Raw genomic sequence first — 25,393 nt, 5'->3', positions numbered from 1 at the left:
CTTGAAGCCATGAGCCGGAACCTCACCGCGGACCTCGCCGCTGACCTTCGCAACCGCATTGTTGACGGCGTCATCCAGCCGGGTGAGAAGCTCCCCAGCGAGAACACCCTCATCAGCGACTTCGGCGTCAGCCGGACGGTTGTCCGCGCGGCGCTGACCCGGCTCCAGGCCGAGGGGCTTGTTGAAACCGAGCGGGGGCGGGGAAGCTTCGCCCTCACGCCGCCGACGGACCGGCCCCAGGCAGCACCCGGGGCCCGTCCCGTGACCACCATGGAGGACCGGGTCCACCTGCTGGAGTTCCGTATGGGCGTGGAAACCGAAGCCGCCGCGTTGGCCGCACGGAACCACACCGAGCGGCAGCTGCGCGCCGTCACCGCGGCCCTTGAGGAGTTCACCGCCAGCGCGGGGCACCCCGCCCGCGCCATGAAGTCGGATTTCGAGTTCCACCGCGCCGTTGCCGCGGCCTCCGGCAACCCCTACTACTCCGACTGCCTGGCGGCGCTTGGCCAAACGATGATCGCGATGCCGCGCACCCGCCTCATGACCGGCGTCGAGCATTACGCCCGGGACCACTTCGACCAGGTGGTCCAGGAGCACCGCTCCATCTCGGAGGCCATTGCGGACGGTGACGAGGCTGCCGCAGCGGCTGCCATGCGCAGCCACCTGGCCAATTCACGACGCCGGTTCAAGGCTTCCGCGCGGCCGTAACCTGGCGTGCCGCCTGGCTATCGGGCACGAAACCTCAGCTTGTTCGCGGATCCAACCCTTCAAGGCCCGGATTCGCGAACAACCCCAGGATCGGCGCGTTAACGCAAAAAGAGCCCCGGTCTCTCGACCGGAGCTCTTTAGTTCTTTGCGTGCGCGAGGGGGGATTTGAACCCCCACACCCTTTCGGATACTGGCACCTGAAGCCAGCGCGTCTGCCGTTCCGCCACTCGCGCGCAACTTCTTTCACCAAGTTCCGGCCGGTTTCCCGGATCCGTTACCTTGTAAAAGCAGCGAGATCAAGCATAACGGAAGGTGGACGGAAAACACCAATTGGCCTCCGCCGGCCCAGGCAAGGCCCGGCAACAGACTGAACTTTTGGCGGCCCCCGGGCGTTGCTGATTAAGGTCATTCACAGCCCTGCCCAGTAGTATCTGATGTAGGAGTGGCTGCTGCAGGCAGGCACACCGCTGACTTGCGAGCTGCACTGCGGGTGAAGTTCCGGAACGAAAACTGCCCCGCGGCTGGGGGGAAAGGAGAAGAACCATGGGTCTGCTGGACAAGGTTGAACGCGGCATTGAAAAGGCTGTCCGGGGCGTCTTCTCTACCGGCTCGCGCGCCCAGGTCGAACCTGTGGAGATCGCCAGCAGGCTGCGCCGGGAAGTTGACCACAAGGCCCTGACTGTGGCCGCCGGCCGGACACTCGCCCCAAACGTTTTCGATGTGCAGCTCAGCGATGACGACTTCAAGCGGGCCCAGGAATGGGGAACCCCGCTGGCCGAGGAACTCTGCGACGTAGTCATCAACCACGTCCGCAGCCAGGGCTACACCCTTCAGGGCCCGGTACGGATTTCCTTCCGCCGGGACGCCGAGTTGCGCGCCGGCAACTTCGAAATCCTCTCTTCAACCGAGAAATCGAAGGGCGCACCCGCAGGCCAGCCACAACGCCCCAATCTGCCGGCCGCTCCGAGCCGCCAGCCGGTACGGCTTCAGCCCGTATTGGATATCGACGGGCAGCGTTACTCCCTCAACGCTCCATCCATCGTCCTTGGCAGGTCGTCCGAAGCCGACATCCATGTCGAAGACACGGGCGTGTCCCGCCGCCACCTGGAAATCCGCACGGCCAACGGCGTGACCAGCGCAGTGGATATGGGTTCCACCAACGGCAGCTATGTCAACGGGCAGAAGGTGTCAGGGAGCACCGAACTCACTGACGGCTCCACCATCACTATGGGACGGACAAAAATCATCTTCCGCCTTTTGCCTGCAAGCACGGGTGGCCGCACATGAGCGACCTCACCATCACCGTCCTGCGGTTCGGCTTCCTCCTGCTCCTCTGGGTGCTGATCTTCAGCATCGTCTCAGCCATGCGCCGGGACCTCATGGTGGGCCGGAAGGCAGCCTCCGGCGCGCCCACCCAGCGCCAGGTCCGCAGGAACCCGGAGCTTGCTGAAGCCCCTCCCCAGCCAGCGAAGCAGCAGGCGCACCAGCTGGTCGTCGTCGAAGGTCCACTCAAGGGAACCACCCTTCCGCTGGCTGCCAGCCCCATCCTCCTGGGCCGCGCCCAGGAAGCCACCCTGGTCCTGGAGGACGACTACGCGTCCGGCCGCCACGCCAGGCTGTTCCCCCAAGGCAGCCGCTGGTTCATCGAGGACCTGGGGTCCACGAACGGAACTTACCTGGCGGACCAGCAACTTACCCGTGCCCTGCCGGTTGAGCCAGGGGTTCCCGTGAGAATCGGCAAGACGGTCATCGAATTGAGGCCATAGCCGTGGCCGTCACGCAAACCCCCGCCAACGGGCCCCGGCCCGCGCAGCGGCCCCTCATCATGCGCTACGCCGCACGCTCCGACGTAGGCCGGATCCGCTCAAAGAACGACGACTCCGCCTACGTGGGACGTCACCTCGCCGTCGTCGCGGACGGCATGGGCGGCCACGCGGGCGGCGACGTAGCCTCCGCCGCCACTGTCCTGGACATGATCCACCTGGACCGCGGCGACTACGACGGCGACGCCGGCACCGTCCTTGCCGACGAAATCCAGACGGCCAACTCCCTGCTTTCCGAACTCGTGCACCAGAACCCCAAACTGGCGGGGATGGGCACCACCGTCACGGCGCTCCTGCTGGCCGGGGGCAAGCTCTACTTTGCACACATCGGCGATTCCCGGGCCTACCTCCTGCGCGACGGCGAATTCAAGCAGGTCAGCGTGGACCACACCTTTGTCCAGCGCCTCATCGACGAAGGCCGGCTCCGCCCTGAGGAGGCCGAAAGCCACCCGCACAAAAACGTCCTGATGCGCGTCCTTGGCGACGTGGACGCCAGCCCGGAACTCGATCTCGATATCCTGGACGTCCGCCCCGGCGACCGCTGGCTGCTCTGCTCCGACGGGCTCAACTACGTTGCCGGCCACGCCGTGGAACGGACGGTGCGGGAAACCAAGGACCTCCGCGAGTGCGTGGAAACCCTCGTGGACCTGACCCTCGAAGCCGGCTCGCCGGACAACGTCACAGTGGTCATGGTGGAAATTGTCGAGGAAACGCCCGACGACGTCAGAACCGCCGCCGTCGAAGTCATCCCTTCCACAGCCATCGCCGCAGCCCCTGCCGCAGCAGTCCAGCCGGCAGCACCGCCCCCCGCAGGGCCGCAGGATCCGGCTGAGGGCACCAAAGCTCCCGGCATGAACACGTCCGGCACGGAAAGCCCTGACAAGGGCCCCGGCGCGGTCAGCCACCCAGCAGCCAGCGCCGGTCCGGCCGCTGCCGGACCTTCCATGGACGTCCCTTCCAGGGACGTCCATGTACCCCGCTCAGTGGAACCGGGCTCCACCGACCCGCACCTGGGCGAACACCTGTCCGCTGAGGTCCTGCGGGACGAACTCGCCTCGCGACCCCACGAACTCGTGGGTGCAGCGGCAGCGGCCGCAGAATCCGGATCCATTCCCACCATCGCCGGACGCACCGTGGCGCGGCGGGCAGCCACCCTCCTCACCCACAGGGCAGAACAGTCCGGCACCGAGGCTGATGACAACGTGGTGCCGCTCAAGCCGCGGCGCTGGATTACCTGGGCGATCGCCGCATCCGTGCTGGTGGCCCTGACAGTGGGCCTCTGGCTGGGGTATGCCTGGACCCAGACGCGCTACTACGTCGGCGAGTACGACTCCCGCGTCGCCATCTTCAACGGCGTCTCGCAGCGCCTTGGCCCCATCGGCCTTTCCAGCCTTGAAACCGTCACAGAAATCCGGATGGATTCCCTGCCCCCGTTCTCGCAGCAGCGCGTGCGCCAGACCGTGCCCGCCCATGACCTCTACGATGCCCAGCGGATCGTGAAGAACCTCGAACTCACCGGGACCACCTCCCCAGAGGAAGGGTGTCCAACAGTTTCCGCGTCACCTGGAGCATCCACACCGGCGCCGGCCCCTACGGACCCGGCCGCACCTGCACCGGCCCCGGATGCCACCGCCGCTCCGGCAAGCCCGTCCCCCAGCCCCACCGTCACCTGCAAGGCGGTCCCATGAGCCAGCTCAGCACCATTCCCAAGCCACGGCGGAACGTCGAACTCGCACTGCTCCTGCTGGCCCTGGCCGTCGGCATCGGCGCCAACATGCTGGTGGGCGTCGACCAGGAAAAGGCCTTTGACTCGGATTTCTGGTTCCAGTCCAGCCTCCTCGCCGTTGCCTCCCTGGTTTTCCACGCGGTCCTGCGCTTCCGCGCCAAGTATGCCGACCCGGTAATACTTCCGCTGGTGGTCGCCCTTAACGGACTCGGGCTGGCCATGATCCACCGCCTCGACGCGCCCGGCGACGACACAGGCAACAACCAGCTGCGGTGGACCCTCATCGCAATGGCGGTTGCGATCGCTGTTATCTGGCTGCTTAAGGACCATCGCGTGCTCCGCCGGTTCACCTTCATCTCCCTGGCGGCCAGCGCCGTCCTCCTGGTCCTGCCGCTGATCCCCGGTATCAGTGCCGGCGAGATCCTGGGCGCCCGCGTCTGGATCCGACTAGGTCCCATGACGTTCCAGCCCGGCGAGGTCGCCAAGATCACCCTCGCCATATTCTTTGCCGGTTACCTTTCATCCAACCGCGACCTGATCCTCCTGGCCGGCCGCAAAGTCGGTCCGCTGCAATTCCCGCGGTTCAAGGACATGGGCCCCATGATCACGGCCTGGCTGGTCAGCATCGGCGTGCTCATCTTCCAGCGGGACCTTGGTTCATCGGTGCTCTTCTTCGGCCTGTTCATCGTGATGATCTACGTGGCCACAAGCCGCATCAGCTGGGTAGTAATCGGCCTGGCCCTCATCTTTGGCGGCGGCTTCATCGCCGCCCAGGTCTTCTCCCACGTTGCACTCCGGATCGACGGCTGGCTCAACGCCTTCACTCCGGAGGTCTACGACCGCTCACCGGGCGGAAGCGGCCAGATTGTCCAGGGGCTCTTCGGCATGGCCAACGGCGGACTGGTGGGAACCGGACTGGGGCAGGGCCGCCCGGACCTGGTCCCGTTCGCCAACAGCGACATGATCATCGCGTCCCTTGGCGAGGAACTCGGCCTGGTGGGCCTGTTCGCCGTCGTACTGATGTACCTGCTGCTGTTCACGCGCGGGTTCAGGGCCGCGCTGGGCACCCGTGACGCGTTCGGAAAGCTCCTCGCCTGCGGCCTCTCCTTTGCCGTGGCGCTGCAGTGCTTCGTGGTGATCGGCGGGGTCACGCGGCTCATCCCCCTGACCGGCCTGACAACGCCGTTCCTTGCAGCCGGCGGTTCGTCGCTGCTGGCCAACTGGATCATTGTGGGCCTGCTCCTGATGATTTCCCATACAGCCCGCGGCCCGGTGGACACCACACCGCTGCGGCCGGGCGAGGCAGCAGATTCGATGGGCATTGATACTCCTACTGAGGCGGTGAAGCACTCGTGAACCAGGCAATACGGCATTCATGGGTGGCGGCCGTCGCCATGTTCGCCCTCATCTTCGGCGCCATCAGCTACGTCCAGGTGGTGGGAGCCGATGAGCTCAAGGCCAACCCGTGGAACCAGCGTGCCATCCTGCAGAACTACTGCAACGACCGCGGGGCCATCATCGTGGGCGGCACTCCGGTGGCAGAATCGGTCGAAGGCACGTCGGAAACCTGCAAGTTCCAGCGGACCTACCCGCAGCCGGAGCTTTACGCAGGAATCACTGGATACTTCTCGCAGAATTTCGGTGCCACCGGCCTGGAGCAGGCAATGGGTGAAGTACTCACCGGCAACTCGGACCAGCTGTTCCTGGACCGCGTGGGCCAGCTCTTCCTGGGGAACCAGCCCAAGGGCGCGTCGGTGGAGCTCACCATTGACCCCAAAATCCAGCAGCTCGCCTACAGCCTGATCCCGGACGGGCAGCGCGGGTCCATCGTGGTCACCAATCCCAAAACCGGGGCCATCCTTGCCATGGTCTCCAAACCCTCCTACGATCCGAACCTGATCGCCATCCAGGATCCGAACGCCGAGACCGCCAACATCAACGAACTGCTCAAGGTCCCCGGCATCAACCTGAACCAGAACGTCAGCGGACCCACCGGGGAACTGCTGGCTCCCGGTTCGGTCTACAAGCTGGTGGACACCGCCGCGGCGCTTGCATCGGGGAAGTACAACAAGGACAGCGTGCTGCCCAACCCTGCGGAAATGCCGTTCGAGGGAATCCAGTACAAGCTTCCCAACTATGCGGGCGGCAACTGCTACACCCGGGACACGGCGACCTTCGCCTTCGCGCTGCAACAGTCCTGCAACACCCCGTTCGCCAGCATTGCGCTGGACCTGGGCCGGGACGCCATCGCAGAGCAGGCGAAAAAGTTCGGTTTCGGTGAGGACATGGGTGACCAGATCAAGCTCGGCTATGCCCGGGGCAACGGCTTCCCGGATGACCTGGACGCTCCCGGGCTGGCCCAGTCCGCCATCGGCCAGAAGGACGTCCGTGCCACGCCGCTGCAGGTTGCGTTGATGACCGCGGCGATTGCCAACGACGGCGTCCAGATGAGGCCCACCCTGGTCAAGACCCTGCGCTCTCCGGACCTGCGGGTCATCGACGAACCCCGGCCCCAGCAGCTGCGGACCTCCACCACCCCGGATATTGCAAACCAGATCACCGAGTGGATGGTCAGTGCCGTCAGTGAAGGCATCGCCAACAGGGCAGCCGTTCCCGGTGTCCAGGTGGCCGGCAAGACGGGAACCGCGGAACTGGGGAACGGCACCAACAACTCCTGGTTCACCGGCTTTGCCCCCGCAAACAACCCGCAGGTGGGTGTCACGATCGTCATGGAAGGCGTGGACATCACCACGGGAGCCCAGCTAACCAGTCCGAACGCGAAGAGAATTTTTGAGGCGGTGTTGAATAAGTGAGGCCTACAACCGGAATCACCCTCGGCGGCAGATTCCAGCTGACCACGCGGATCGCGATCGGCGGCATGGGCGAAGTCTGGAAAGCGAAAGACCTCGTCCTGGGCCGCATCGTCGCCATCAAGGTGCTGAAGGAGGAGTACACCGGCGATCCCGGGTTCCTCCAGCGTTTCCGCGCCGAGGCCCGCCACACCGCACTCCTGAACCACGTGGGCATCGCCAACGTCTTCGACTACGGCGAGGAGGAGGGATCCGCCTACCTGGTCATGGAACTGGTCCCCGGCCAGCCCCTGAGCAACATCATCGAGCACGAGCAGGTCCTGTCCCCGGACCGCACGCTGTCCATCATTGCGCAAACCGCCCGTGCGCTGTCCGTTGCCCACGCGCAGGGCCTGGTGCACCGCGACGTGAAGCCCGGCAACCTCCTGATCACCCCTGACGGACGGGTCAAGGTCACCGACTTCGGCATCGCCCGCCTGGCTGACCAGGTTCCCCTCACCCAGACCGGCCAGGTGATGGGCACCGCCCAGTACCTTGCTCCTGAGCAGGCCACCGGCCAGACCGCCACGGGTTCCTCGGACATCTATGCGCTCGGCGTCATCGGCTACGAGTGCCTGACCGGCCACCGTCCCTTCTCCGGCGAGTCCCAGATCGCTATCGCCCTGGCCCAGGTCAACGATGCGCCGCCGCCGCTGCCGGAATCCCTTCCCACCCCGGTGCGCGCCCTCCTGATGTCCATGCTTGCCAAGGACCCAAAGAACCGGCCGGAGAACGCCATCAAGCTGGCAGAGGCAGCCGAGGCCATCCGGAACGGCGACATCAGCGCCGCCCGGGCCGCCGTTCCCGGCATGCTCCTCTTTGACGCCGACAACACGGGCCCCATCACGGCTCCCGTGGACACCGCAACAGCGCCCACCGGCGTCATCGGAGCCCAGCGCGACAGTTCGCCCACCCCCACCTCCGCTTTGCCGGTGCTGGGTGCGGGTGCGGCCGGCGCAGCCGCCGGGGCTGCCGGGGCATCAGCGGCGGAGCCGGACGCTCCCCAGGGCGCACTTGCCCGGGCCAATGCCCTCGCTGCGGAGCGCAGGTGGGTTCCGGAAGAAACAACGTACGACGACGAGCCCGCCGATGAGCCGCAGCGTAAAGGCCGCAGTCCCTGGACATGGCCTCTGATTGCGTTAATCCTGCTGCTCCTGTTCGCGTTGGTGGGTTTCTTCCTCAGCCAGCGGGGCATTCTCTTCCCCTCGAATGACGCCACCTCCGGGGCAACCACAAGCAGCCCGGCGAGCACCAGTGCCAGCCCCACCAGGACCACGCAGTCGCCCACGCCCACGGCCACGCGCAGCACGCCTACGCCCACACCCACCCAGGAAACGGTCAATGTCATCCCGGCCGCCTACCTCGGGCAGGACTATCGCAAGGTTCAGGCGGAGCTTGCCGGGCTCGGGCTGGCCGTCACCGTGATTCCGCAGGAGAGTACCGCGGATGGCCCGGGCAAGGTCATAGAATTGAATCCTACGGGCCTGGTGCCCCAGGGCTCGCCCATTACTGTGGTCTATGCCGTAGCGCCGCCGGCACCCACCACATCTGCTCCCGCGCCGGCCCCGTCGCCCACCACGTCGGCGGTGGCGGCGCCCACCGTGGCATCGCCCCTGCCCGCCTGCACCGCCGGCCAACTGCCCGGCGCCCCGCCAACCTGCAAGCCGTAACCGCCAGGACAGCCAGTGAACGAGTCAGCGCGCACACCGTTGCACCGCGAGGACAGCCTCCCGGTGGATAACCGCCGTGTCCTCAGCGGCCGGTATGAACTGGGCGGCCTGATCGGCCGCGGCGGCATGGCGGACGTCTACCGGGGAGTGGACACCCGGCTGGGGCGGACTGTCGCCGTGAAATTGCTTCGGCCGGACATGGCGCGTGACCCGCAGTTCCAGGCCAGGTTCAAGCGTGAAGCACAGGCGGTTGCTGCCCTCAACCATTCCTCGATTGTTGCCATCTACGACACCGGCGAACACCTGGTCCACGATGGCTCGGAGGACAACGTCCGCGTGCCATACATCGTGATGGAATTCGTGGAGGGCAAGACCATCCGCGACCTGATCCGTGCCCATGACGTCACCATTGACCAGGCAATCGACTACTGCCTGGGTGTCCTCGGCGCCCTCGAATACAGCCACAAGGCCGGCATCGTGCACCGGGACATCAAGCCGGCCAACGTCATGTACTGCGAAAACACCAACTCGGTGAAGGTGATGGACTTCGGCATCGCCCGCGCCATCGCCGACTCTTCAGCCACCATGACGCAGACACAGGCCGTGGTGGGCACCGCGCAGTACCTGTCCCCCGAGCAGGCCCGCGGCGAAACCGTTGACGCCCGCAGCGACCTGTATTCCGCTGCCTGCCTGTTGTACGAAATGCTCACGTCCAGGCCGCCGTTCGTCGGTGACAGCCCGGTGTCCGTGGCCTACCAGCATGTACGGGAGATTCCCGAGCCTCCCAGCAGCCTCAACCCCGATGTGACTCCTGCCCTGGACAGTGTGCTGGCGAAGGCGCTGCAAAAGAACCGGGATGACCGGTTCCAGGATGCTGCGGCGTTCCGGCGTGCCCTGCGCGCTGCACGGTCCGGCGTCCCGGTCCCGGCGGTTCCGGCCTCCGAAGCGCCCACGGACCCCAACGACCATGTCCCGTCGCCGGCCACCGAGGCCTTCCCCGCCGCAGGGGCAGGCTTCCTCGACGACGCACCTACCGGCCGGCTGCCGGCGGCTATCCCTTCCTCTGCCGAGGACCACGAAACCCTGGTTCCCTTCGCGTCCGGCGTCGATGACCATCGGTCAGCTGATGCGTTGCCGCTGGGCCTGACTCCGGAACGTGAGCGGAGCCCGCGGCAGAAGTCCCGTCGTCGTGCATGGATTGGCACGCTGGTGGTCTTCACGCTCCTTGTCCTGGCAGGCGGCGCCCTGTGGCTGTACAGCATTATCAACCGCCCTGCTCCGGCAGCGCCCAAGATCACGGTCCCGGCAGTGGCCGCCATGACAGAGTCGGCGGCGCTGCAGGAACTGTATAACGCGGAGCTCCGGCCCCGGATTGTCCGGTCGCAGCACGACACCGTTGCCAAGGGTACGGCGATCGGTACCGATCCCGCGTCCGGTGCTTCGCTGGATCCCGGCGCCGAGGTGATCCTCAACATTTCAGAGGGCCCCAGCGCCGTCATGATCCCTGAGAGCCTTCCGGGCAAAACAGAGGCGGCGGCCCGGGATATCCTGCGTCAAAGCGGACTGGTAGGGGCCCCCTCCACCACCACGGCAAACAGTGCCACCGTGCCTGCCGGAATTGTGATCACCACAAGCCCCGCGCCCGGCCAGAAGGTGGGCGTCGGAACCAGCGTCGAACTGGTGGTTTCCACCGGCAAGGTAGCCATGCCTGAACTGCGGGGACGCACCCGCGAAGAGGCGGAAGCGGCGTTGAAGGAACTGAGCCTGGTGCCCAACGTCGTTGAGGCCGAGAATGCCCAGGTTGAGCCGGGCAGGGTGACGGAGCAAAGCGACCCCGTGAACGCGGCCGTGGACCAGGGCAAGACCGTCACCATCGTGGTGGCCAAAGCCCCGCCGCCCCCGCCAAGCCCCACACCAACGCCTACTCCGACGCCGACCTCCACCAAAAAGGGCTAAGCCCGGCACAGCGCTGCATCAATCGGATTCAGTGCTGAACGGGCCGGCTCAGCGCTGGATGAGCGGGCTCAGTTTGGCTGCCCGGGCAGCCGCGCCCTTCATTCCCAGCGACTCAAGCCAGTTGCCCAGCATCTGGTAGCCGCCCTCTGTGAGCACGGATTCCGGGTGGAACTGCACGCCGCACAGGGGCGCCGTCCGGTGCTGGAGGCCCATCACCACGCCCGTTGCTGTCTCAGCAGTGATTTCCAGGACGTCCGGAATCGATTCCCGCACGGCCGCCAGCGAGTGGTACCGCGTGGCGGTGACGGGGGAGGGGAGCCCGGAAAACACGCTGGTTCCCACGTGCTGCACCAGGGATGTTTTGCCGTGCATGAGTTCGGGGGCGTGCGTCACCTTGCCGCCGAAGGCCTCGGCAAGCGCCTGGTGGCCCAGGCAGACGCCGAACATGGGCACGCTGTTCTCACCGCACCACTTGATCAGTTCGATGCAGACTCCTGCTTCAGCCGGGTTGCCGGGGCCGGGCGAGATCAGTACGCCGTCGCGGGTGCTCGCCAGTTCAATGGCCTCCGCCAGGGTGACGTCGTCATTGCGGACAACGGTGGTTTCGGCGCCGAGTTCCTGGAGGTAGCCCACCAGGGTGTAGACAAAGCTGTCGTAGTTATCCACCACGAGGATCTTGGTTGTGGTCATGGCTGGCTTGCTGCACCAATCGTTGAGTCGGTGAACTGGGTGTAGTGGGACATCCAGGGGAAAAGGAACTGAACCATCAATACCAGTGCGGCGGCAATGAGCACCAATGAGGTGACAATCCGCAGCCAAAGCGGCCCTGGGAGATGGCGGAATATCCAGCCGTACATGATCAGCCCTTTCCGATCGCCGAAGCCACCTGGTCCGCGATTTCCGCGGGCGGACCAGCTGATGCAGGGCGCCAACTGTCCAGCAGCGCGTAGGCGATGATGCGTTCTTCAGCGCCGAAGCGCGGGTTGCAGCTTGTCATGGTCAGGTATCTTTCGGTGGGGGTAACCCCAGGAAGCGTCGGCACCGGTTCCAGGACGTCGGTGCGGGACGGCATGACGATCTGGTTGTTGCGGAAGACGTAGACGTAATAGCCGTCTTTCGTCTGGACGTAAATTTTGTCCCCCGGAACCAGCGTGTGGATGTTGTCCAGCACTGCGCCATGGGTCTGGCGGTGCCCCGCGACAGCGAAGTTGCCCACCGCGCCGGGCATGGCCGTGGTCCCGTAATGTCCCAGGCCCAGGGTGTCCAGCACATCGCTGCTGGTTCCCTGGACAATCGGCCGCGTGTAGTTCGCCCCGAACCGGGGAATGTACATGATGCCGATCGTGCCGGCGTGGGCCGGCGCGGCAGCCACTGCCGGCTCGCCGAAGTCTTCACCGGCGGCAGGAGGATCAGCAGCGGCCGGCGCGGAAGGGGCGGCGCCGGCAATATCCTGCGCGAATTCCTTGATCACTTCGCTCTGCCTGGCGTCTGATTCCACGTTGGTCCACCACAGCTGCCAGGCCACGAACAACAGGAGGATGATGCCGGCGGTGATGAGCAGCTCGCCAATAACCTGGACCGTTCCGCGCAGTATAACGACGCCGGCAGGCGGCGCAGCGGCTTGCCTCGCCTTCTCCTGCAATACCACGCGTTCTCCTCCGGGCGGTTCCGACGGGCACCGGCGGCCCCTGAACTACGGCTAGAATTGGCTGCTAGTAAGAATCCAGATTTGACCAAGATCGCGCAGACCGCTGGCAATTTCCTTCTTGCAGGATATCAAGGCCGGACCGCCGATCTTGCCTCAGCCCGCCAAGGAGAGCCAGTGCCCGAGTCAAAGCCGCGCAAGAAGACCGCCAGCACCCCGCAGCAGACTGCTTCCCAGGCGTACAAGCCCAACCCGGTATGGTTCAAGCCCGTTATGTTCGGCCTGATGATCATCGGGCTCTTCTGGATCATCACGTTCTACATCAGCGAAGGCCGCTTTCCCGTCCAGGCCTGGGAATCGTGGAACATCGTAGCCGGGTTCGGCATCGCCATCGTAGGCTTCCTCATGACCACCCGCTGGCGCTCCTAGGCCCCTTCAAGGACGAGATCCACTCCCGGCCGGCCGGCCCGGCAGGTAATCCTAAAGGAGAAAAGCGTGACTCCTGACGCTGCCGGTGTCCTGGTAGGTGACGACGGCCTCGCCCGTCCCGCGTGGGCGTCCACGGACCCGCTCATGCGCGACTACTACGACACCGAGTGGGGCCTGCCGGTCAGGGACGAACAAGGCCTCTACGAACGCATCTGCCTGGAGGGCTTCCAGGCAGGGCTTTCCTGGGCCACGATCCTTCGCAAGCGCCCCGCGTTCCGTGACGCCTTCGCCGGTTTCAGCCCGGATGCGGTTGCGCTGTTCACCGACGCCGACGTTGAGCGGCTCATGCAGGATGCAGGCATCGTCCGGAACCGGTTGAAAATCCGTGCTGCCATCAACAACGCCCAAGCCACCCTCGCGCTGCGCCAGGACGGCGGGCTGGTGGACTTCGTGTGGCAGTTCCAGCCCGCTTCCACTCCGCACCCCGCCGTCCATGCGGACATCCCCACCCAGTCGGCCGAATCCGTTGCGCTCTCCAAGGCCCTGAGGAAAAAGGGATTCTCCTTCGTCGGCCCCACCACCATGTTTGCCCTGATGGAAGCGATCGGCATGGTGGACACCCACCTGGTGGGGAGCCACCGGCGCGGGTCCTCCGGGATCTGGCCCGCTCCTGCCCGCTAAGGGTTTTGTTTTTATCCCCAGCTGTTGGGAAAGTTATCCACAATGGGGATAAACGGCCGCATTGCCGACGCATGTACGTGCGTGGCCGCCTTTCACACGGCGGCCACGGCCGATCCCCACTGCACATGCGTTTATTAACAGTGTGGAATACCTGTGGATAATCCCAAGGACAAGGCGGTGCCCTACCGCTTACGCCGGACCGGGTGGTGGCTGGTGATGGAAACCCGGTTGAAGGCGTTCATCGTGATGGCCAGCCAGCTCACCACGGAGAACTCTTCCTCGGTGAGGTGCTCCCGGGCGTAAGACTCCTCGTGCTCCTGTGGACCGTGACCAGGCAATTCCGTGATGCTCTCGGTCAACGCCAGTGCAGCACGTTCCTTCTCCGTGAAAAGTGCTGTGTCGCGCCATGCAGGAAGTACCGCCAGCCTCTGCGGGGTCTCGCCCGCCTCGACAGCTTCTCTGACGTGGAGGTCCAGGCAGAAGGCGCAGCCGTTCAGCTGCGAAATGCGTACATTAAGCAGCTCCATGGTCCGGACCTCGATGCCGGCTTCCTGGGCCGCCTCCTTGACCTTGAGCCCCAATCCGTTCAGGGCCCGCCACAATGCAGGATGCTGCTTGTCCAGGAAAACGTGCTGGGCAGTGGCGGTCATAAATTCTCCTGTCGGGAAGGGGCTCAGGCGCAAAGGTAGGCACCTGAAGCTTATCCACTTACCAACATCGGGATACCCACAAGTTATCCACAGGTGTGGAAACAGGCCGGGACTCATGGGAAGGTCAGTGGCCCGCACATTGCGATGCAGCGGCGCAAACAGCCAAAAACTACACCGCTGTTCTTTATTAACAATGTGCATAACCCTGTTGATGGGACGTCCCTGACCCGGGGAGAACCAGTGGTGCCAGGGGGTTTTCACCGCGTTATCCACAGAACGGCTTTTTACGGGCTGTTTGTCCACTTAAGCACACCCCTATCCCCAACAGTTATCCACAGATGTGGAGAAGAATGGAACCTGCACCGCAAAATCCCTGCTACTCCGCGGTAGCTGAAGGGCCGAACGGAGAACTACAGGGATGTAAGTTACCAACAATGTGGATAACTGCTGTGGATAAGCAGAAACCCTGGCGTCCTTTCGGAGGCCAGGGTTTTTCTGCTCGGGCCGGCTTGGCAGCCGTGGCGGGGACTAGACGGAAATCCTCACCCAGCTGACGGCTATCAGCAGGGCCAGCACGGCCATCAGTCCGGCGGCCTGGAGGAAGCCCTGCCGGGGCCCGCGGGGAGTGTAGGCAAGGACTGCTGCGCACAGCGCGCCCGTAATGAGCCCGCCCAAATGGGCTTGCCAGGCAATCTGGGGAATCAGGAAACCTATGACTCCATTAATAGCTATGAGGACCCACAGCTGCCGGGTGTCCCCGCCACGCTGGCGCTGGACCAACAGCATGGCGCCGAACAGGCCGAAGATCGCGCCGGATGCGCCCACTACTCCCACCAGCCCCTGGCCGGGCACGAGGACAGGGTTCAGGAGCAGGTAGCCGACGCTACCCCCCACGGCCGACAACAGGTAGAGGGCCAGGAAACGCACGCGGCCAAGGAGCGGTTCCAGGACCTGGCCGAAGATCCACAGCGTGTACATGTTCAGCAGGATGTGCAGCAGTGAATCGGGTGAGTGCAGGAAAGCCGCCGTCAACATGCGCCACGGCTCGAACGCCCCGTACTGGGGGGTGGCAAAGACATTGTTGTAGGCAAACTGTTCGTACACAGCCTGGCCCGGGATGAGCCACTGCAGCGCGTACACCACAGCACATACGGCGATTATTCCGAACGTCACCAAAGGCTTGCCAGCAGCGGCGACGCCGCCATAGACCGTCCGGACCTCCGGCGTCGAACGTTTTGTTTCGTTGACGCAGTCAATGCATTGGAATCCGACGGCGGCCGCCCGCTGGCAGTCAGGGCATGCGGGGCGACCGCAACGCTGGCAGCGCACATAGGAGGGCCGGTCCGGGTGCCGCGGGCATACCGGAACCTGCGCGGACGGCTCAGCCGACGGAATTCCGTAACTCATGGTTCGGTGTTACAGCTGTTCGATGTCGATGCTGTTGATGGTGACGTCCTCTACGGGACGGTCACCCATGCCGGTACGGACGCCTTCGATTGCGTCAACAACCTTCTTGGATTCTTCGTCAGCCACTTCACCGAAGATCGTGTGCTTCCCCTGGAGCCAGTCCGTGGGGATGGTGGTGATGAAGAACTGCGAACCGTTGGTTCCCTTGCCCATGCGGATGCCTGCGTTGGCCATGGCCAGCTTGTAAGGCTGGTTGAAGCTCAGTTCGGGGTGGATCTCGTCATCGAACTGGTAGCCCGGGCCGCCCACACCACGGCCCAGCGGATCGCCGGCCTGGATCATGAAGTCCTTGATGATGCGGTGGAAGATGGTCCCGTTGTAGAGCGGGGTGCCGGTCTTGTCCTCACCCGTCTCCGGGTGGGTCCACGCCTGCTCGCCGGTGGCAAGGCCGACGAAGTTCTTGACGGTCTTGGGAGCGTGGTTGCCGAAGAGGTTCACGGCGATGTCGCCGAGGCTCGTGTGGATGGTTGCTTTTGCGGTTGCGATGGCAGTCATAGCCTCCATTCTTCCATGGCCCATCCGGGCCGTTGCGGCTGCGGCGGCAGTTCCGCGCTGGGTGAAATCCGCCTAAAATCCGCAGTGGGAATAGCCGGTGAACACCAAGCAACGTAGGCTAACCACAGAACCGTCACCTAACCGGGAGGTAGTTGTGAAGAAGTCGGACCGTATTGCCCGTGACCTTGAGCTGCAAGTCGCCAGCGCCGTAGAGAACGCCAAGGATTGGGCAGCCCCCCGTGTGGAAGCAGCTGTTGACCGTCTCCAGCACGGCCTGGACACTGCGTCGCCAAAGATCCAGGAAGGCTTGAAATCCGCTGCCCACAACCTGGCGGACGGCGTGGCCACCGTGACCCCACGCATCCAGGACGGCCTGGCGCAGCTCGCGCCCAAGATCAACGAAGCTGTGGAAGGCGCCTCTCCCCGTCTTCATGAGGCCCTGGACAAGGCCACCCCGGTGATCCTCAACGCCCGTGACCGGGTTGTCGTTGAATACCTGCCGCGCCTGTCAGACCAGATCGGCCACGCCTCGGAGGCCGTGCACCGCACCCTGGAGAACACTCCCGCGCACGTTGACGCCGTTGCGCAGAAACTTGGGGATGTGGGAATCATCCACGCCATCCAGGAGCAGGCCCAGGCCACCGGCACACAGCTCAAGGCAGCAGCAACGGAGGCGGGCCGGACCGTAGGGATCCAGCTTGCCGAGCCGGAGAAGCCGAAGAAGCGCGGCTGGCTCGTTTTCGGCGTCATTGCGGCGGCGGTTGCGGCTGCAGTAGCTGCCTGGAAGGCATCCAAGCCGGTTGAGGATCCGTGGAAGACCCCTTCCCCGGTGACACCCACGCCCGCACCGGTTCCGGCCACCACAGTGAACGAGGTCAAGGAAAAGGCAGCCGACGCCGCTGAACCTGCGGCAGCGCCGGTTTCCCCTTCGACCGACGCCGCCACGGCGGACAAGGCCGAGGACGCCGGGGAAAAGGCAAAGCACGTGGCTGAAGACGCCTCGGAAAGCGCGGCTCCAGCTACCGATGCCAAGACTGCCACCAAGAACATCGCGGCCAACATCAGCAACGGGAACAAGGGCACTACCCAGTCCTGATCAGCTGTCAGCTGTGTCGTCCGGCCAAGGCCGGAGAGCTTAGCCGGAAAGGGCTCCGCCGCAGGCGGGGCCCTTTTCCTGTCTCCCATGGTTTCCGCCATCCGGGAGCGGCTGCGGTTGGATGCTAGATTTGAACTGATGCCAGCCCAACAACCCTCTGGGGATGCCTTGAACGACGCAGCAAACCTGCCCCGCGTATCCATTGTCATCCCGGCCTACAACGAGGAGGGCGTTATCAGGCAGTGCCTGATAGCTGCCATCTACCAGTCGGTCCCGGCCCACGAGATCGTGGTGGTGGACAACCTTTCCAAGGACCGGACCGCTGACATCGTGCGCCAAATGCAGCTCGAATACCCGGAAAGCCCGCTGGTGCTGTTGAGCCAGGATCAGCAGCAGGGCCTTATTCCCACCCGGAACTTCGGGCTGGACAACGCCACGGGAGATGTCCTGGGCCGGATCGACGCCGATTCGGTAGTGGAGCCCGACTGGGTGGAGCAGGTGCAGAGGGCGTTCGTGGACCATTCAGTCCAGGCGGCCACGGGTCCGGTGGTCTATTACGACATGCCCATGCGCCGGTTCGGGCTCAAAGCCGATGACAAAATGCGCCAGCTGATGCTGAAGCTGGCTAAACACCAGTACCATTTCCTGTTCGGCTCCAACATGGCCCTCCGCTCCTCCGCCTGGGACGCCATCCGGGCAGAGACCTGCCTTGATGAAAAGGACGAGATGCATGAGGACATCGATCTGTCCCTGCACCTCGCCGAACACGACCTGAAAATCCAGTACTGCCCGCAGATGGTCTCCGGCATGTCCGCCCGGCGGCTGGAGGACTCACCGCGGGACTACCGCTATTACGTCACGCGGTTCGACCGCACCTACAAGGCCCACAACGTAAAGAAGATGGCGCTAAAGGCTCCCATGGTGGTGTTCTTTTCGGTGTACTTCCCCGCAAAGCTCCTCCGGGCCATCCACACGGTCAACACGGCCCAGCCTGTGCGCCGCGGCGGCCAGTAGGCCGCCGGACAGGGCGCCCTCAGTCCGTTCCCAGCTCTGCAAGCGGGCGGTCCGACGGCGGTTCCTCCTGCCCGTTCCGCGCTGGCCTTCCCCGGCGCCCGGACCTGCCCGACCTTTGGCCCGTCACGACGACGGCGAGTCCGGCCAGAATCAGGCCCAGCCCGGCATAGGTTCCGGCCGGGAGCGTCTCCTTGAGGAAGACCGCGGCGAGCAGCGCAGCCCCCGGAATTTCCAGAAGGATGATCATGGACACCAGCAGCGGGCTCATAGTGGCCAGCAGGTGATTGAACGCTGTGTGGCCCACAAGCTGCGCGCAGACTGTGATCGCCAGGATCCCCAGCCAGCCCGCCGCTTCGAAGCCCGCCAGCGGTTGCCCGGCCAGAAGAGCCATGACGGCCACGACTGCTGCACACATCCCGTAGCAGAGGGTGGTGTAGGTGCCCGTCGTCATGCTTTGCCGGGCCTTCCCGCCTGCCAGCGTGTAAAGGCCGGCCAGCGCGCCGCCGGCCACGGCCAGGAGGTCACCCAGCAGGGCCTGCGGGGAGGACCCCATGTCAAACCCGGTGATGGCTACAACACCGCCGAAAGCAATGCCCAGCCCGGCCAGCACCTGCCAACGGTGGCGGGTCCCGCGGAAGAGTTGAAACACCGCAATCCACGCCGACTGCAGGCACACCAGCGCAGTAGCTGCCGCGACAGAGGTGAGCTGCAGCGAGGTGATGAAGCAGGCAAAGTGGAATGCCAGGGCAATGGCGGCCAGCAGGCACCAGCGAAACTCGCGTTTGGTGATCCTGCCGAATTGCCGGGGCTCCCGGACGAGAGTGGGGGAGGCCATCACGGCCGCGCCGATCGCATTGCGCCAAAAGGCAATGGCGAGTGCACTCACAGTGGTGGCGCCCAGGGTGGCAGCAATCAGCGGACCGGATGACGCGACGCCCAGGACGCCGAGGGCTGCAAGAAAGAAGTTCACTGACCAACCCTAATGCGCAGTTCGACTGCTGTTTGAGCTCATGCCGCGGACAAAGCAAAAGTCCCGGCCGGCGTTTCCGCTGACCGGGACTTTCTTATGGTGGAGGCACGGGGACTCGAACCCCGAACCCCCTGCTTGCAAAGCAGGTGCGCTACCAATTGCGCCATGCCCCCATAAGAAGCAACCCGTCAATCATACCCTAGAACCTGGAGGCCTTTGACCAGCTCCAGTCCGGGTCCCGGCGCTAGTCCACCGAGTCGGTTGACTTGCTCCAGGCATCTTTCCGGGCTTCGGATTCCTGTGCTTTCCGGTAGAGCAGGACGCCTGCGATCGCCGCTGCCAGTACAAGCAACTTCTTCACATGCTCCCCGTTCCGGTCCGGCTGCGGGTTACGCGAACCAGACCTGCTTGAACCTGCACAGGTTCCGTGGGCGTACCAGGACTTGAACCTGGGACCTCTTCGTTATCAGCGAAGCGCTCTAACCACCTGAGCTATACGCCCCGATGCCTCATCGGGCCGAGACATGACTTTACAGCACATCCCGGCCCGATCTCAAATCGGGCGTTTTCGCCGGTATCTGGCCGGCGAAAACAGGGAACTAGTCGTCCGTGAGGGTGACGCCAATACCGCCCACAAGGGTGGCAGAGATGTTGTAGAGCACGGCGGAAAGCATGGAGAGAGCGGTCAGCAGGACCACGTTCACCACCGCGATGATGGTGGCGAAGGATGCCACCTGGCCCAGGGAAGCCACCTTCTTCAGCTCAAAGCCGCCGCCTTCGGAGCCGGCCAGGGTACCCAACAGGCTGTCCACCTGATCGAAGATTCCGGTGAGGTCAAGAACAGTCCACAGCACAATGGCGGCCACCACGGTGACAATTCCCAGTGCCACGGACAGCAGGAAAGCCATCTTGAGGACGGACCACGGGTCCACCTTGCTGATCAGCAGCCGTGCACGCCGGACCTTCGCTTTCGGAGCAGGCTTGACGAGGCCCGGGGTGCCTTGCCCTGTACCGGCCGACGGCGGACGCTGGCCGGGTGCCGGGCGCTGGCCGGGCTGTCCCACGGGACGCTGGGCCGGCGGTCCCGCCGGCCGGTCGCCCTGGGCCGGACGCTGGCCGGGGACTGCCGGGCGCTGCCCCTGGGCGGCGGCAGGGGCGGCAGGGCGCTGTTGCGGACGAACGGGGGCGTTTACCCGTGGAGCGGCTGAGGGCCGGCTGCCGTCGGGAACGGTACTGTTCGACTTGGGAAATGAGTCGGGATTACTCACTCGTTACCTCCGTGTAGTCTTCGTTCTGCTCAGCGTTGCCCGAGGCGTCCTCTGACTCAACGGCCGGTGGTTCTTCTGCCAATGCTGGGCTGGCTGATTCCTCGAGGGATCCGCCGTCTTCAGCCAACGTTACGTCATCCTCCGGTGATTCCTCGCCCTCGAGGCCGCGTTCGCTGTTGCGTGCCACCTCGATAATCCGGTCGTTTTTGTCCGGCTTGGCAAAGATCACGCCCATGGTGTCACGACCCTTGGCGGGGACACCGGCAACGGAGGACCGGACCACTTTGCCGCCCTCCATGACCACCAGCACCTCATCCTCTTCCTGGACGATCAGCGCGCCCACGAGGTCGCCGCGTTCTTCGGCAAGCTTGGCTACCTTGATGCCCAGCCCGCCGCGTCCCTGGAGCCGGTATTCCTCCACCGCTGTCCGTTTGGCGTACCCGCCCTCGGTCACGATGAAGACGTAGGAGCCGTCAGTCACCACATTGGCGGCCAGCAGCTCATCCTCCTCGCGGAACTTCATTCCGGTGACTCCGGAGGTTGCCCGGCCCATGGGCCGGAGGGCATCCTCGGTGGCGGTGAAACGGATGGACTGGCCCTTGCGGGACACCAGCAGGAGGTCGTCGGTTTCCGAAACCAGCTGCGCGGACACCAGCTCGTCGCCGTCGCGCAGGTTGATGGCAATCACGCCGGCGGAACGGTTGGTGTCGTAATCCTCGAGCCGGGTCTTCTTGACCAGCCCTCGCTTGGTGGCCAGGACCAGGTACGGCGCCTGCTGGTAGTCCTTCAGGTCCAGGACCTGGGCGATGTGTTCGTCCGGCTGGAACGCCATGAGGTTGGCCACGTGCTGGCCCTTGGCATCGCGGCCCGCCTCCATCAGCTCATAGGCCTTGGCGCGGTAGACGCGGCCCAGGTTGGTGAAGAAGAGCAGCCAGTGGTGGGTGGTGGTGACGAAGAAGTGCTCCACCACGTCGTCGCCGCGGAGCTGGGCACCCTTGATGCCCTTGCCGCCGCGCTGCTGCGAACGGTAGTTGTCGCTGCGGGTGCGCTTGACGTAGCCGCCGCGCGTAATGGTGACCACCATCTCCTCTTCGGGAATGAGGTCCTCCATGGACATGTCGCCGTCGAATCCCATGAGGATCCGGGTACGGCGATCGTCCCCGTGCTTGTCCACGATCTCGCCGAGCTCGGTGCTGATGATCTCGCGCTGGCGCTGCTCCGAGCCAAGGATTTCGTTGTACTCGGCGATCAACGCTTCAAGCTCGGCGTGCCGGTCCTGGATCTTTTGCCGTTCCAGGGCGGCGAGGCGGCGCAGCTGCATGTCAAGGATGGCGCGGGCCTGGAGCTCGTCGATGTCGAGCAGTTCCATCAGTCCGTCGCGTGCCGCTTCGGTGGTGTTGGACGCGCGGATGAGGGCGATCACCTCGTCCAGCATGTCCAGTGCCTTCAGGAGCGCCCGCAGGATGTGGGCCTCTTCCTCGGCCTTGCGCAGCCGGTACCGCGTGCGGCGGGCAATGACATCCATCTGGTGGGTCACCCAGTGCCGGATGAAGGCGTCCAGGCTCAGGGTGCGGGGGACGCCGTCAACAATGGCCAGCATGTTGGCGGAGAAGTTGCTTTGCAGTTCGGTGTGCTTGTAAAGGTTGTTCAGCACCACCTTGGCCACGGCATCGCGCTTGAGCACGATGACCAGGCGCTGGCCCGTGCGTCCGGAGGTCTCGTCGCGGAGGTCCGCAATGCCCTGGATCTTGCCGTCCTTGACCAGTTCGGCGATCTTGATGGCCAGGTTGTCCGGGTTTGCCTGGTACGGCAGCTCGGTGACCACCAGGCAGGTGCGTCCCTGCAGCTCTTCGACATTTACCACCGCGCGCATGGTGACGGAGCCGCGGCCGGTCCGGTAGGCATCCTCGATGCCCTTGTGGCCCAGGATGGTGGCGCCGGTGGGGAAATCGGGACCCTTGATCCGCAGCAGGAGTTCTTCCAGCAGTTCTTCGCGGCTGGCGCCGGGGTTCGCCAGATACCACTGCACGCCGTCCGCCACTTCGCGCAGGTTGTGCGGCGGAATGTTGGTGGCCATGCCGACGGCGATGCCGGAAGACCCGTTCACCAGCAGGTTGGGGAACCTGGCAGGCAGGATGGTGGGTTCCTGGTTCTTGCCGTCGTAGTTGTCCTGGAAATCGACGGTTTCCTCGTCGATGTCCCTGACCATTTCCATGGCAAGCGGAGCCATCTTCGTTTCGGTGTACCGGGGTGCCGCAGCGCCATCATTGCCCGGGGAGCCGAAGTTGCCCTGGCCGAGGGCCAGGGGGTAGCGCATGGTCCAGTCCTGGATGAGGCGGACCAAAGCGTCGTAGATCGCCGTATCGCCGTGCGGGTGGTACTGGCCCATGACCTCGCCCACCACACGGGCACACTTGTTGAAGGAACGGTCAGGCCGGTAGCCGCCGTCGAACATCGCGTAAAGGACCCGGCGGTGGACCGGCTTCAGGCCGTCCCGGACGTCCGGGAGGGCACGGCCAACAATGACAGCCATGGCGTAGTCCAGGTAGGACCGCTGCATTTCTGTCTGGAGGTCCACCTGCTCCACGCGGTCGATCAGCACGTCGCCTTCAAGAACGGTGTCCGGAGTGCCGGCGTCGGAGGCCGGGTTCTCGGGTGTTTCGTCGCTCATTAATTAATTTCCGTTTCAGGTATATGTGAGATTCCGAATATTAGGACAGCGTGCTTCCTAGATATCGAGGAACCTGACGTCCTTGGCGTTCTGCTGAATGAAGTTGCGGCGTGATTCAACGTCCTCGCCCATCAGGACCGAGAAGATCTGGTCCGCCGCGAGGGCGTCGTCCATCGTCACCTGCAGCAGGGTGCGGTGGTCCGGATCCATGGTGGTGTCCCACAGTTCGGTGTAGTCCATTTCGCCGAGGCCCTTGTAGCGCTGGATTCCGTTGTCCTTGGGGATCCGGCGTCCGGCCGCCTGGCCGGCCACGAGTTTCGCGTCGCGTTCGCGGTCGCTGTAGACGTAATCATGGGCTGCGTTGGACCACTTGATGCGGTACAGCGGCGGCTGGGCAAGGTAGACATAGCCGTTCTCAATGAGGGGGCGCATGTAGCGGAACAGCAGCGTCATCAGCAGGGTGGTGATGTGCTGTCCGTCCACGTCGGCATCCGCCATCAGGACGATCTTGTGGTAGCGGAGCTTGGAGAGGTCGAAATCCTCTCCAATACCGGTTCCGAAGGCGGTGATCATGGACTGGACTTCGGCATTGCCCAACGCTTTGTCCAGGCGTGCGCGCTCCACGTTCAGGATCTTTCCGCGCAAGGGCAGGATGGCCTGGGTCTCCGGATTGCGGCCGCGTTTTGCGGAGCCGCCGGCGGAGTCACCCTCGACGATGTAGACCTCGCACTTTTCCGGGTTCTTCGAGGAGCAGTCAGAGAGCTTGCCCGGCATGCCGAAGGATTCCAGCGGGCTCTTCCGGCGGGCGTTGTCCCGTGCCTTGCGTGCGGCCATTCGGGCCTGCGCTGCGGATATCGCCTTCCGGATGACGTCCCGGGCGGGCCCGGGGTTGCGTTCCAGCCAGTCACCCAGTCCGTCAGTTACCACGCGCTGGACGAAGCCCTTGACCTCGGAGTTGCCGAGTTTGGTCTTGGTCTGGCCTTCGAACTGGGGTTCGGCAAGCTTGACGGAAATGACGGCGGTAAGGCCTTCGCGGATGTCGTCACCGGTGAGGTTGTCGTCTTTTTCCTTGATGATTCCCTTCTCACGCGCGTAGCGGTTGATCAGGGACGTCATGGCAGCGCGGAAGCCTTCTTCGTGGGTTCCGCCTTCATGGGTGTTGATGGTGTTGGCGTACGTGTGCACGCTCTCCGAGTAGGCGTTGGTCCACTGCATCGCCATTTCGAGGGCTATCTTGCGTTCTTTGTCCTCGGTTTCGAAGGCGATGACGTCTTCGTGGACCACATCCACCTTTTTGCCGGAGTTCAGGTGCTTGACGTAGTCCAGCAGGCCTTCGTCGTACTGGTACACCACGGTGCGGTGCTCTGCGCTGACTTCGCCCTCGGTAATGACGGCGTCCAGGTCCAGGTCGGCGTCGGCATCCGCCTCAGCAGCGGTGCGCTCGTCCGTCAGCGTGATGCGAAGGCCCTTGTTGAGGAAGGCCATCTGCTGGAAGCGGGCGCGCAGTGTCTCAAAGTCGAATTCGGTGCTTTCGAAGATCGCGGGATCCGGGTAGAAGGTCTGGGTGGTACCGGTGAGGTCCGTTTCCTCGCCCTTGACCAGGCTGCCCTGCGGCTTGCCGCCGTCCGCGAAGGACATCCGCCAGACATGGCCCTGGCGCCGCACTTCAGTATCCACGCGGCTGGAGAGGGCATTGACCACGGAGATGCCGACGCCGTGGAGGCCGCCGGACACGGCATAACCGCCGCCGCCGAACTTTCCGCCGGCGTGCAGGATGGTCATGACCACTTCAACCGTGGGCTTGTGCTCCGTAGGGTGCATGTCCACGGGAATGCCGCGGCCGTCGTCCACCACTTTCACGCCGCCGTCGGCCTGCAGGACAACCTCGATGTGGGTGCAGTAGCCTGCAAGGGCCTCATCCACCGAGTTATCAACAACTTCGTAGACGAGGTGGTGGAGTCCGCGCGGTCCTGTAGAACCGATGTACATGCCCGGGCGCTTCCGTACCGCCTCCAGGCCTTCAAGGACAGTGATGTCGCTGGCACCGTATTCACGCGGCGTCGCCGATGCGGCCGGGGTGTCAGGCGTACGGGCATCCTCGACTGCGGGTTCAGCTGCCAGAATATCTGTATTGTCGTTAGCCACAGGCGCTGTCGACTCCTCTGTTCTCGATGATGGCCGGCCGAGTCCCCTCCTGGATCAGGAAAGTCATCCGCCAACAGGCACAAACTTATAGCGCCGGTGGCCTGCTGACGGTGGGGATCCGCACTCCGCG

Annotated in this window: 22 protein-coding genes and 3 tRNA genes; 12 read left to right on the top strand and 13 right to left on the bottom strand. The window is 64.5% G+C overall.

Translation table 11 applies throughout. The features are described 5' to 3' along the window. Positions 1-9 precede the first annotated feature (9 nt). Positions 10-708, top strand: coding sequence for a FadR/GntR family transcriptional regulator (locus ACQ3DC_RS18370; protein ID WP_421092585.1), 699 nt, complete (start codon positions 10-12; stop codon positions 706-708). 150 nt (positions 709-858) lie between these two features. Here the strand turns inward: ACQ3DC_RS18370 and ACQ3DC_RS18365 are convergent. After that, positions 859-941, bottom strand: a tRNA-Leu gene (locus ACQ3DC_RS18365). Positions 942-1,251: 310 nt separating this feature from the next. Here ACQ3DC_RS18365 and ACQ3DC_RS18360 point away from each other — a divergent pair. From ACQ3DC_RS18360 to pknB, 7 genes are read left to right on the top strand one after another with little or no spacing between them, the layout of a single operon-like run. Then, on the top strand, positions 1,252-1,995 hold the full coding sequence (locus ACQ3DC_RS18360) for a DUF3662 and FHA domain-containing protein (RefSeq protein WP_321214862.1): 744 nt from the start codon (positions 1,252-1,254) through the stop codon (positions 1,993-1,995). Beyond that, positions 1,992-2,474 (top strand): FHA domain-containing protein FhaB/FipA, encoded by a 483-nt coding sequence (locus ACQ3DC_RS18355; protein ID WP_157240134.1) that lies wholly within the window; start codon positions 1,992-1,994, stop codon positions 2,472-2,474. Before ACQ3DC_RS18360 ends, ACQ3DC_RS18355 begins: the two co-directional genes overlap by 4 nt. A 2-nt stretch (positions 2,475-2,476) precedes the next feature. Next, positions 2,477-4,219 carry a PP2C family protein-serine/threonine phosphatase gene (locus tag ACQ3DC_RS18350; protein WP_430752884.1) on the top strand — a complete coding sequence of 581 codons (1,743 nt, stop codon included), beginning with the start codon at positions 2,477-2,479 and terminating at the stop codon, positions 4,217-4,219. Next, on the top strand, positions 4,216-5,613 hold the full coding sequence (locus ACQ3DC_RS18345; RefSeq protein ID WP_430752883.1) for an FtsW/RodA/SpoVE family cell cycle protein: 1,398 nt from the start codon (positions 4,216-4,218) through the stop codon (positions 5,611-5,613). The genes ACQ3DC_RS18350 and ACQ3DC_RS18345 overlap by 4 nt, the downstream gene beginning before the upstream one ends. Beyond that, complete coding sequence (locus ACQ3DC_RS18340) at positions 5,610-7,070, top strand: peptidoglycan D,D-transpeptidase FtsI family protein (RefSeq protein ID WP_321214861.1); 1,461 nt, start codon at positions 5,610-5,612, stop codon at positions 7,068-7,070. The genes ACQ3DC_RS18345 and ACQ3DC_RS18340 overlap by 4 nt, the downstream gene beginning before the upstream one ends. Next, on the top strand, positions 7,067-8,776 hold the full coding sequence (locus ACQ3DC_RS18335; protein ID WP_323058118.1) for a serine/threonine-protein kinase: 1,710 nt from the start codon (positions 7,067-7,069) through the stop codon (positions 8,774-8,776). The genes ACQ3DC_RS18340 and ACQ3DC_RS18335 overlap by 4 nt, the downstream gene beginning before the upstream one ends. Positions 8,777-8,791: 15 nt before the next feature. After that, positions 8,792-10,732 carry a Stk1 family PASTA domain-containing Ser/Thr kinase gene (gene pknB / locus ACQ3DC_RS18330; RefSeq protein ID WP_321214859.1) on the top strand — a complete coding sequence of 647 codons (1,941 nt, stop codon included), beginning with the start codon at positions 8,792-8,794 and terminating at the stop codon, positions 10,730-10,732. Between the two features lie 48 nt (positions 10,733-10,780). Here pknB and ACQ3DC_RS18325 read toward each other — a convergent pair whose 3' ends face one another. Both ACQ3DC_RS18325 and ACQ3DC_RS18320 read right to left on the bottom strand, forming a co-directional pair. Further along, positions 10,781-11,422 (bottom strand): anthranilate synthase component II, encoded by a 642-nt coding sequence (locus tag ACQ3DC_RS18325; protein WP_321214858.1) that lies wholly within the window; start codon positions 11,420-11,422, stop codon positions 10,781-10,783. A 169-nt stretch (positions 11,423-11,591) separates the two neighbouring features. Beyond that, on the bottom strand, positions 11,592-12,380 hold the full coding sequence (locus tag ACQ3DC_RS18320; protein ID WP_321214857.1) for a class E sortase: 789 nt from the start codon (positions 12,378-12,380) through the stop codon (positions 11,592-11,594). Between the two features lie 174 nt (positions 12,381-12,554). On the opposite strand from ACQ3DC_RS18320, the gene ACQ3DC_RS18315 reads away from it, so the two are divergent. Further along, positions 12,555-12,806: a cell division protein CrgA gene (locus ACQ3DC_RS18315; RefSeq protein WP_321214856.1), complete on the top strand. Its 252-nt coding sequence runs from the start codon at positions 12,555-12,557 to the stop codon at positions 12,804-12,806. A gap of 66 nt (positions 12,807-12,872) precedes the next feature. After that, positions 12,873-13,487 (top strand): DNA-3-methyladenine glycosylase I, encoded by a 615-nt coding sequence (locus tag ACQ3DC_RS18310; RefSeq protein WP_323058119.1) that lies wholly within the window; start codon positions 12,873-12,875, stop codon positions 13,485-13,487. Positions 13,488-13,669: 182 nt separating this feature from the next. Here ACQ3DC_RS18310 and ACQ3DC_RS18305 read toward each other — a convergent pair whose 3' ends face one another. The 3 genes from ACQ3DC_RS18305 to ACQ3DC_RS18295 all read right to left on the bottom strand — a co-directional run bounded on the left by ACQ3DC_RS18305 (position 13,670) and on the right by ACQ3DC_RS18295 (position 16,099). Continuing rightward, positions 13,670-14,137 carry a carboxymuconolactone decarboxylase family protein gene (locus ACQ3DC_RS18305; RefSeq protein ID WP_157240140.1) on the bottom strand — a complete coding sequence of 156 codons (468 nt, stop codon included), beginning with the start codon at positions 14,135-14,137 and terminating at the stop codon, positions 13,670-13,672. Between the two features lie 528 nt (positions 14,138-14,665). Next, positions 14,666-15,544, bottom strand: coding sequence for a rhomboid family intramembrane serine protease (locus ACQ3DC_RS18300; RefSeq protein WP_157240142.1), 879 nt, complete (start codon positions 15,542-15,544; stop codon positions 14,666-14,668). 9 nt (positions 15,545-15,553) lie between these two features. Next, complete coding sequence (locus ACQ3DC_RS18295) at positions 15,554-16,099, bottom strand: peptidylprolyl isomerase (RefSeq protein WP_139027259.1); 546 nt, start codon at positions 16,097-16,099, stop codon at positions 15,554-15,556. A gap of 154 nt (positions 16,100-16,253) precedes the next feature. Between ACQ3DC_RS18295 and ACQ3DC_RS18290 the strand changes: the two genes are divergently transcribed. Together ACQ3DC_RS18290 and ACQ3DC_RS18285 are read left to right on the top strand one after the other, a co-directional pair. Beyond that, entirely contained in the window at positions 16,254-17,195 is a 942-nt protein-coding gene (locus tag ACQ3DC_RS18290; RefSeq protein WP_321214853.1) for a hypothetical protein, read from the top strand. 138 nt (positions 17,196-17,333) lie between these two features. Then, entirely contained in the window at positions 17,334-18,209 is an 876-nt protein-coding gene (locus tag ACQ3DC_RS18285) for a glycosyltransferase (RefSeq protein ID WP_321214852.1), read from the top strand. Between the two features lie 19 nt (positions 18,210-18,228). On the opposite strand, the gene ACQ3DC_RS18280 is transcribed toward ACQ3DC_RS18285, so the two are convergent. The 7 genes from ACQ3DC_RS18280 to gyrB all read right to left on the bottom strand — a co-directional run bounded on the left by ACQ3DC_RS18280 (position 18,229) and on the right by gyrB (position 25,263). Further along, positions 18,229-19,179, bottom strand: coding sequence for a DMT family transporter (locus tag ACQ3DC_RS18280; RefSeq protein ID WP_321214851.1), 951 nt, complete (start codon positions 19,177-19,179; stop codon positions 18,229-18,231). A gap of 97 nt (positions 19,180-19,276) precedes the next feature. Continuing rightward, a tRNA-Ala gene (locus ACQ3DC_RS18275) sits at positions 19,277-19,352 on the bottom strand. Between the two features lie 71 nt (positions 19,353-19,423). Next, the gene (locus ACQ3DC_RS18270) at positions 19,424-19,540 is read right to left on the bottom strand and encodes a DLW-39 family protein (protein WP_234005471.1); all 117 of its coding nucleotides are present in this window, start codon (positions 19,538-19,540) and stop codon (positions 19,424-19,426) included. Between the two features lie 67 nt (positions 19,541-19,607). After that, positions 19,608-19,681, bottom strand: a tRNA-Ile gene (locus ACQ3DC_RS18265). A gap of 97 nt (positions 19,682-19,778) precedes the next feature. After that, entirely contained in the window at positions 19,779-20,447 is a 669-nt protein-coding gene (locus ACQ3DC_RS18260; RefSeq protein WP_321214850.1) for a DUF3566 domain-containing protein, read from the bottom strand. Further along, positions 20,440-23,118: a DNA gyrase subunit A gene (gene gyrA, locus ACQ3DC_RS18255; protein WP_323058120.1), complete on the bottom strand. Its 2,679-nt coding sequence runs from the start codon at positions 23,116-23,118 to the stop codon at positions 20,440-20,442. The genes ACQ3DC_RS18260 and gyrA overlap by 8 nt, the downstream gene beginning before the upstream one ends. A 57-nt stretch (positions 23,119-23,175) precedes the next feature. After that, a complete protein-coding gene (gene gyrB / locus ACQ3DC_RS18250) occupies positions 23,176-25,263 on the bottom strand; it encodes a DNA topoisomerase (ATP-hydrolyzing) subunit B (protein WP_430752882.1) in 2,088 nt (695 codons plus the stop codon). Between the last annotated feature and the right edge of the window lie 130 nt (positions 25,264-25,393).

The organism is Paenarthrobacter sp. NEAU-H11 (assembly GCF_050573415.1).
GTDB lineage: Bacteria > Actinomycetota > Actinomycetes > Actinomycetales > Micrococcaceae > Arthrobacter.
The sequence above is the reverse complement of the archived record's forward strand: the minus strand, read 5'-3'. Positions and strand labels throughout refer to the sequence as shown.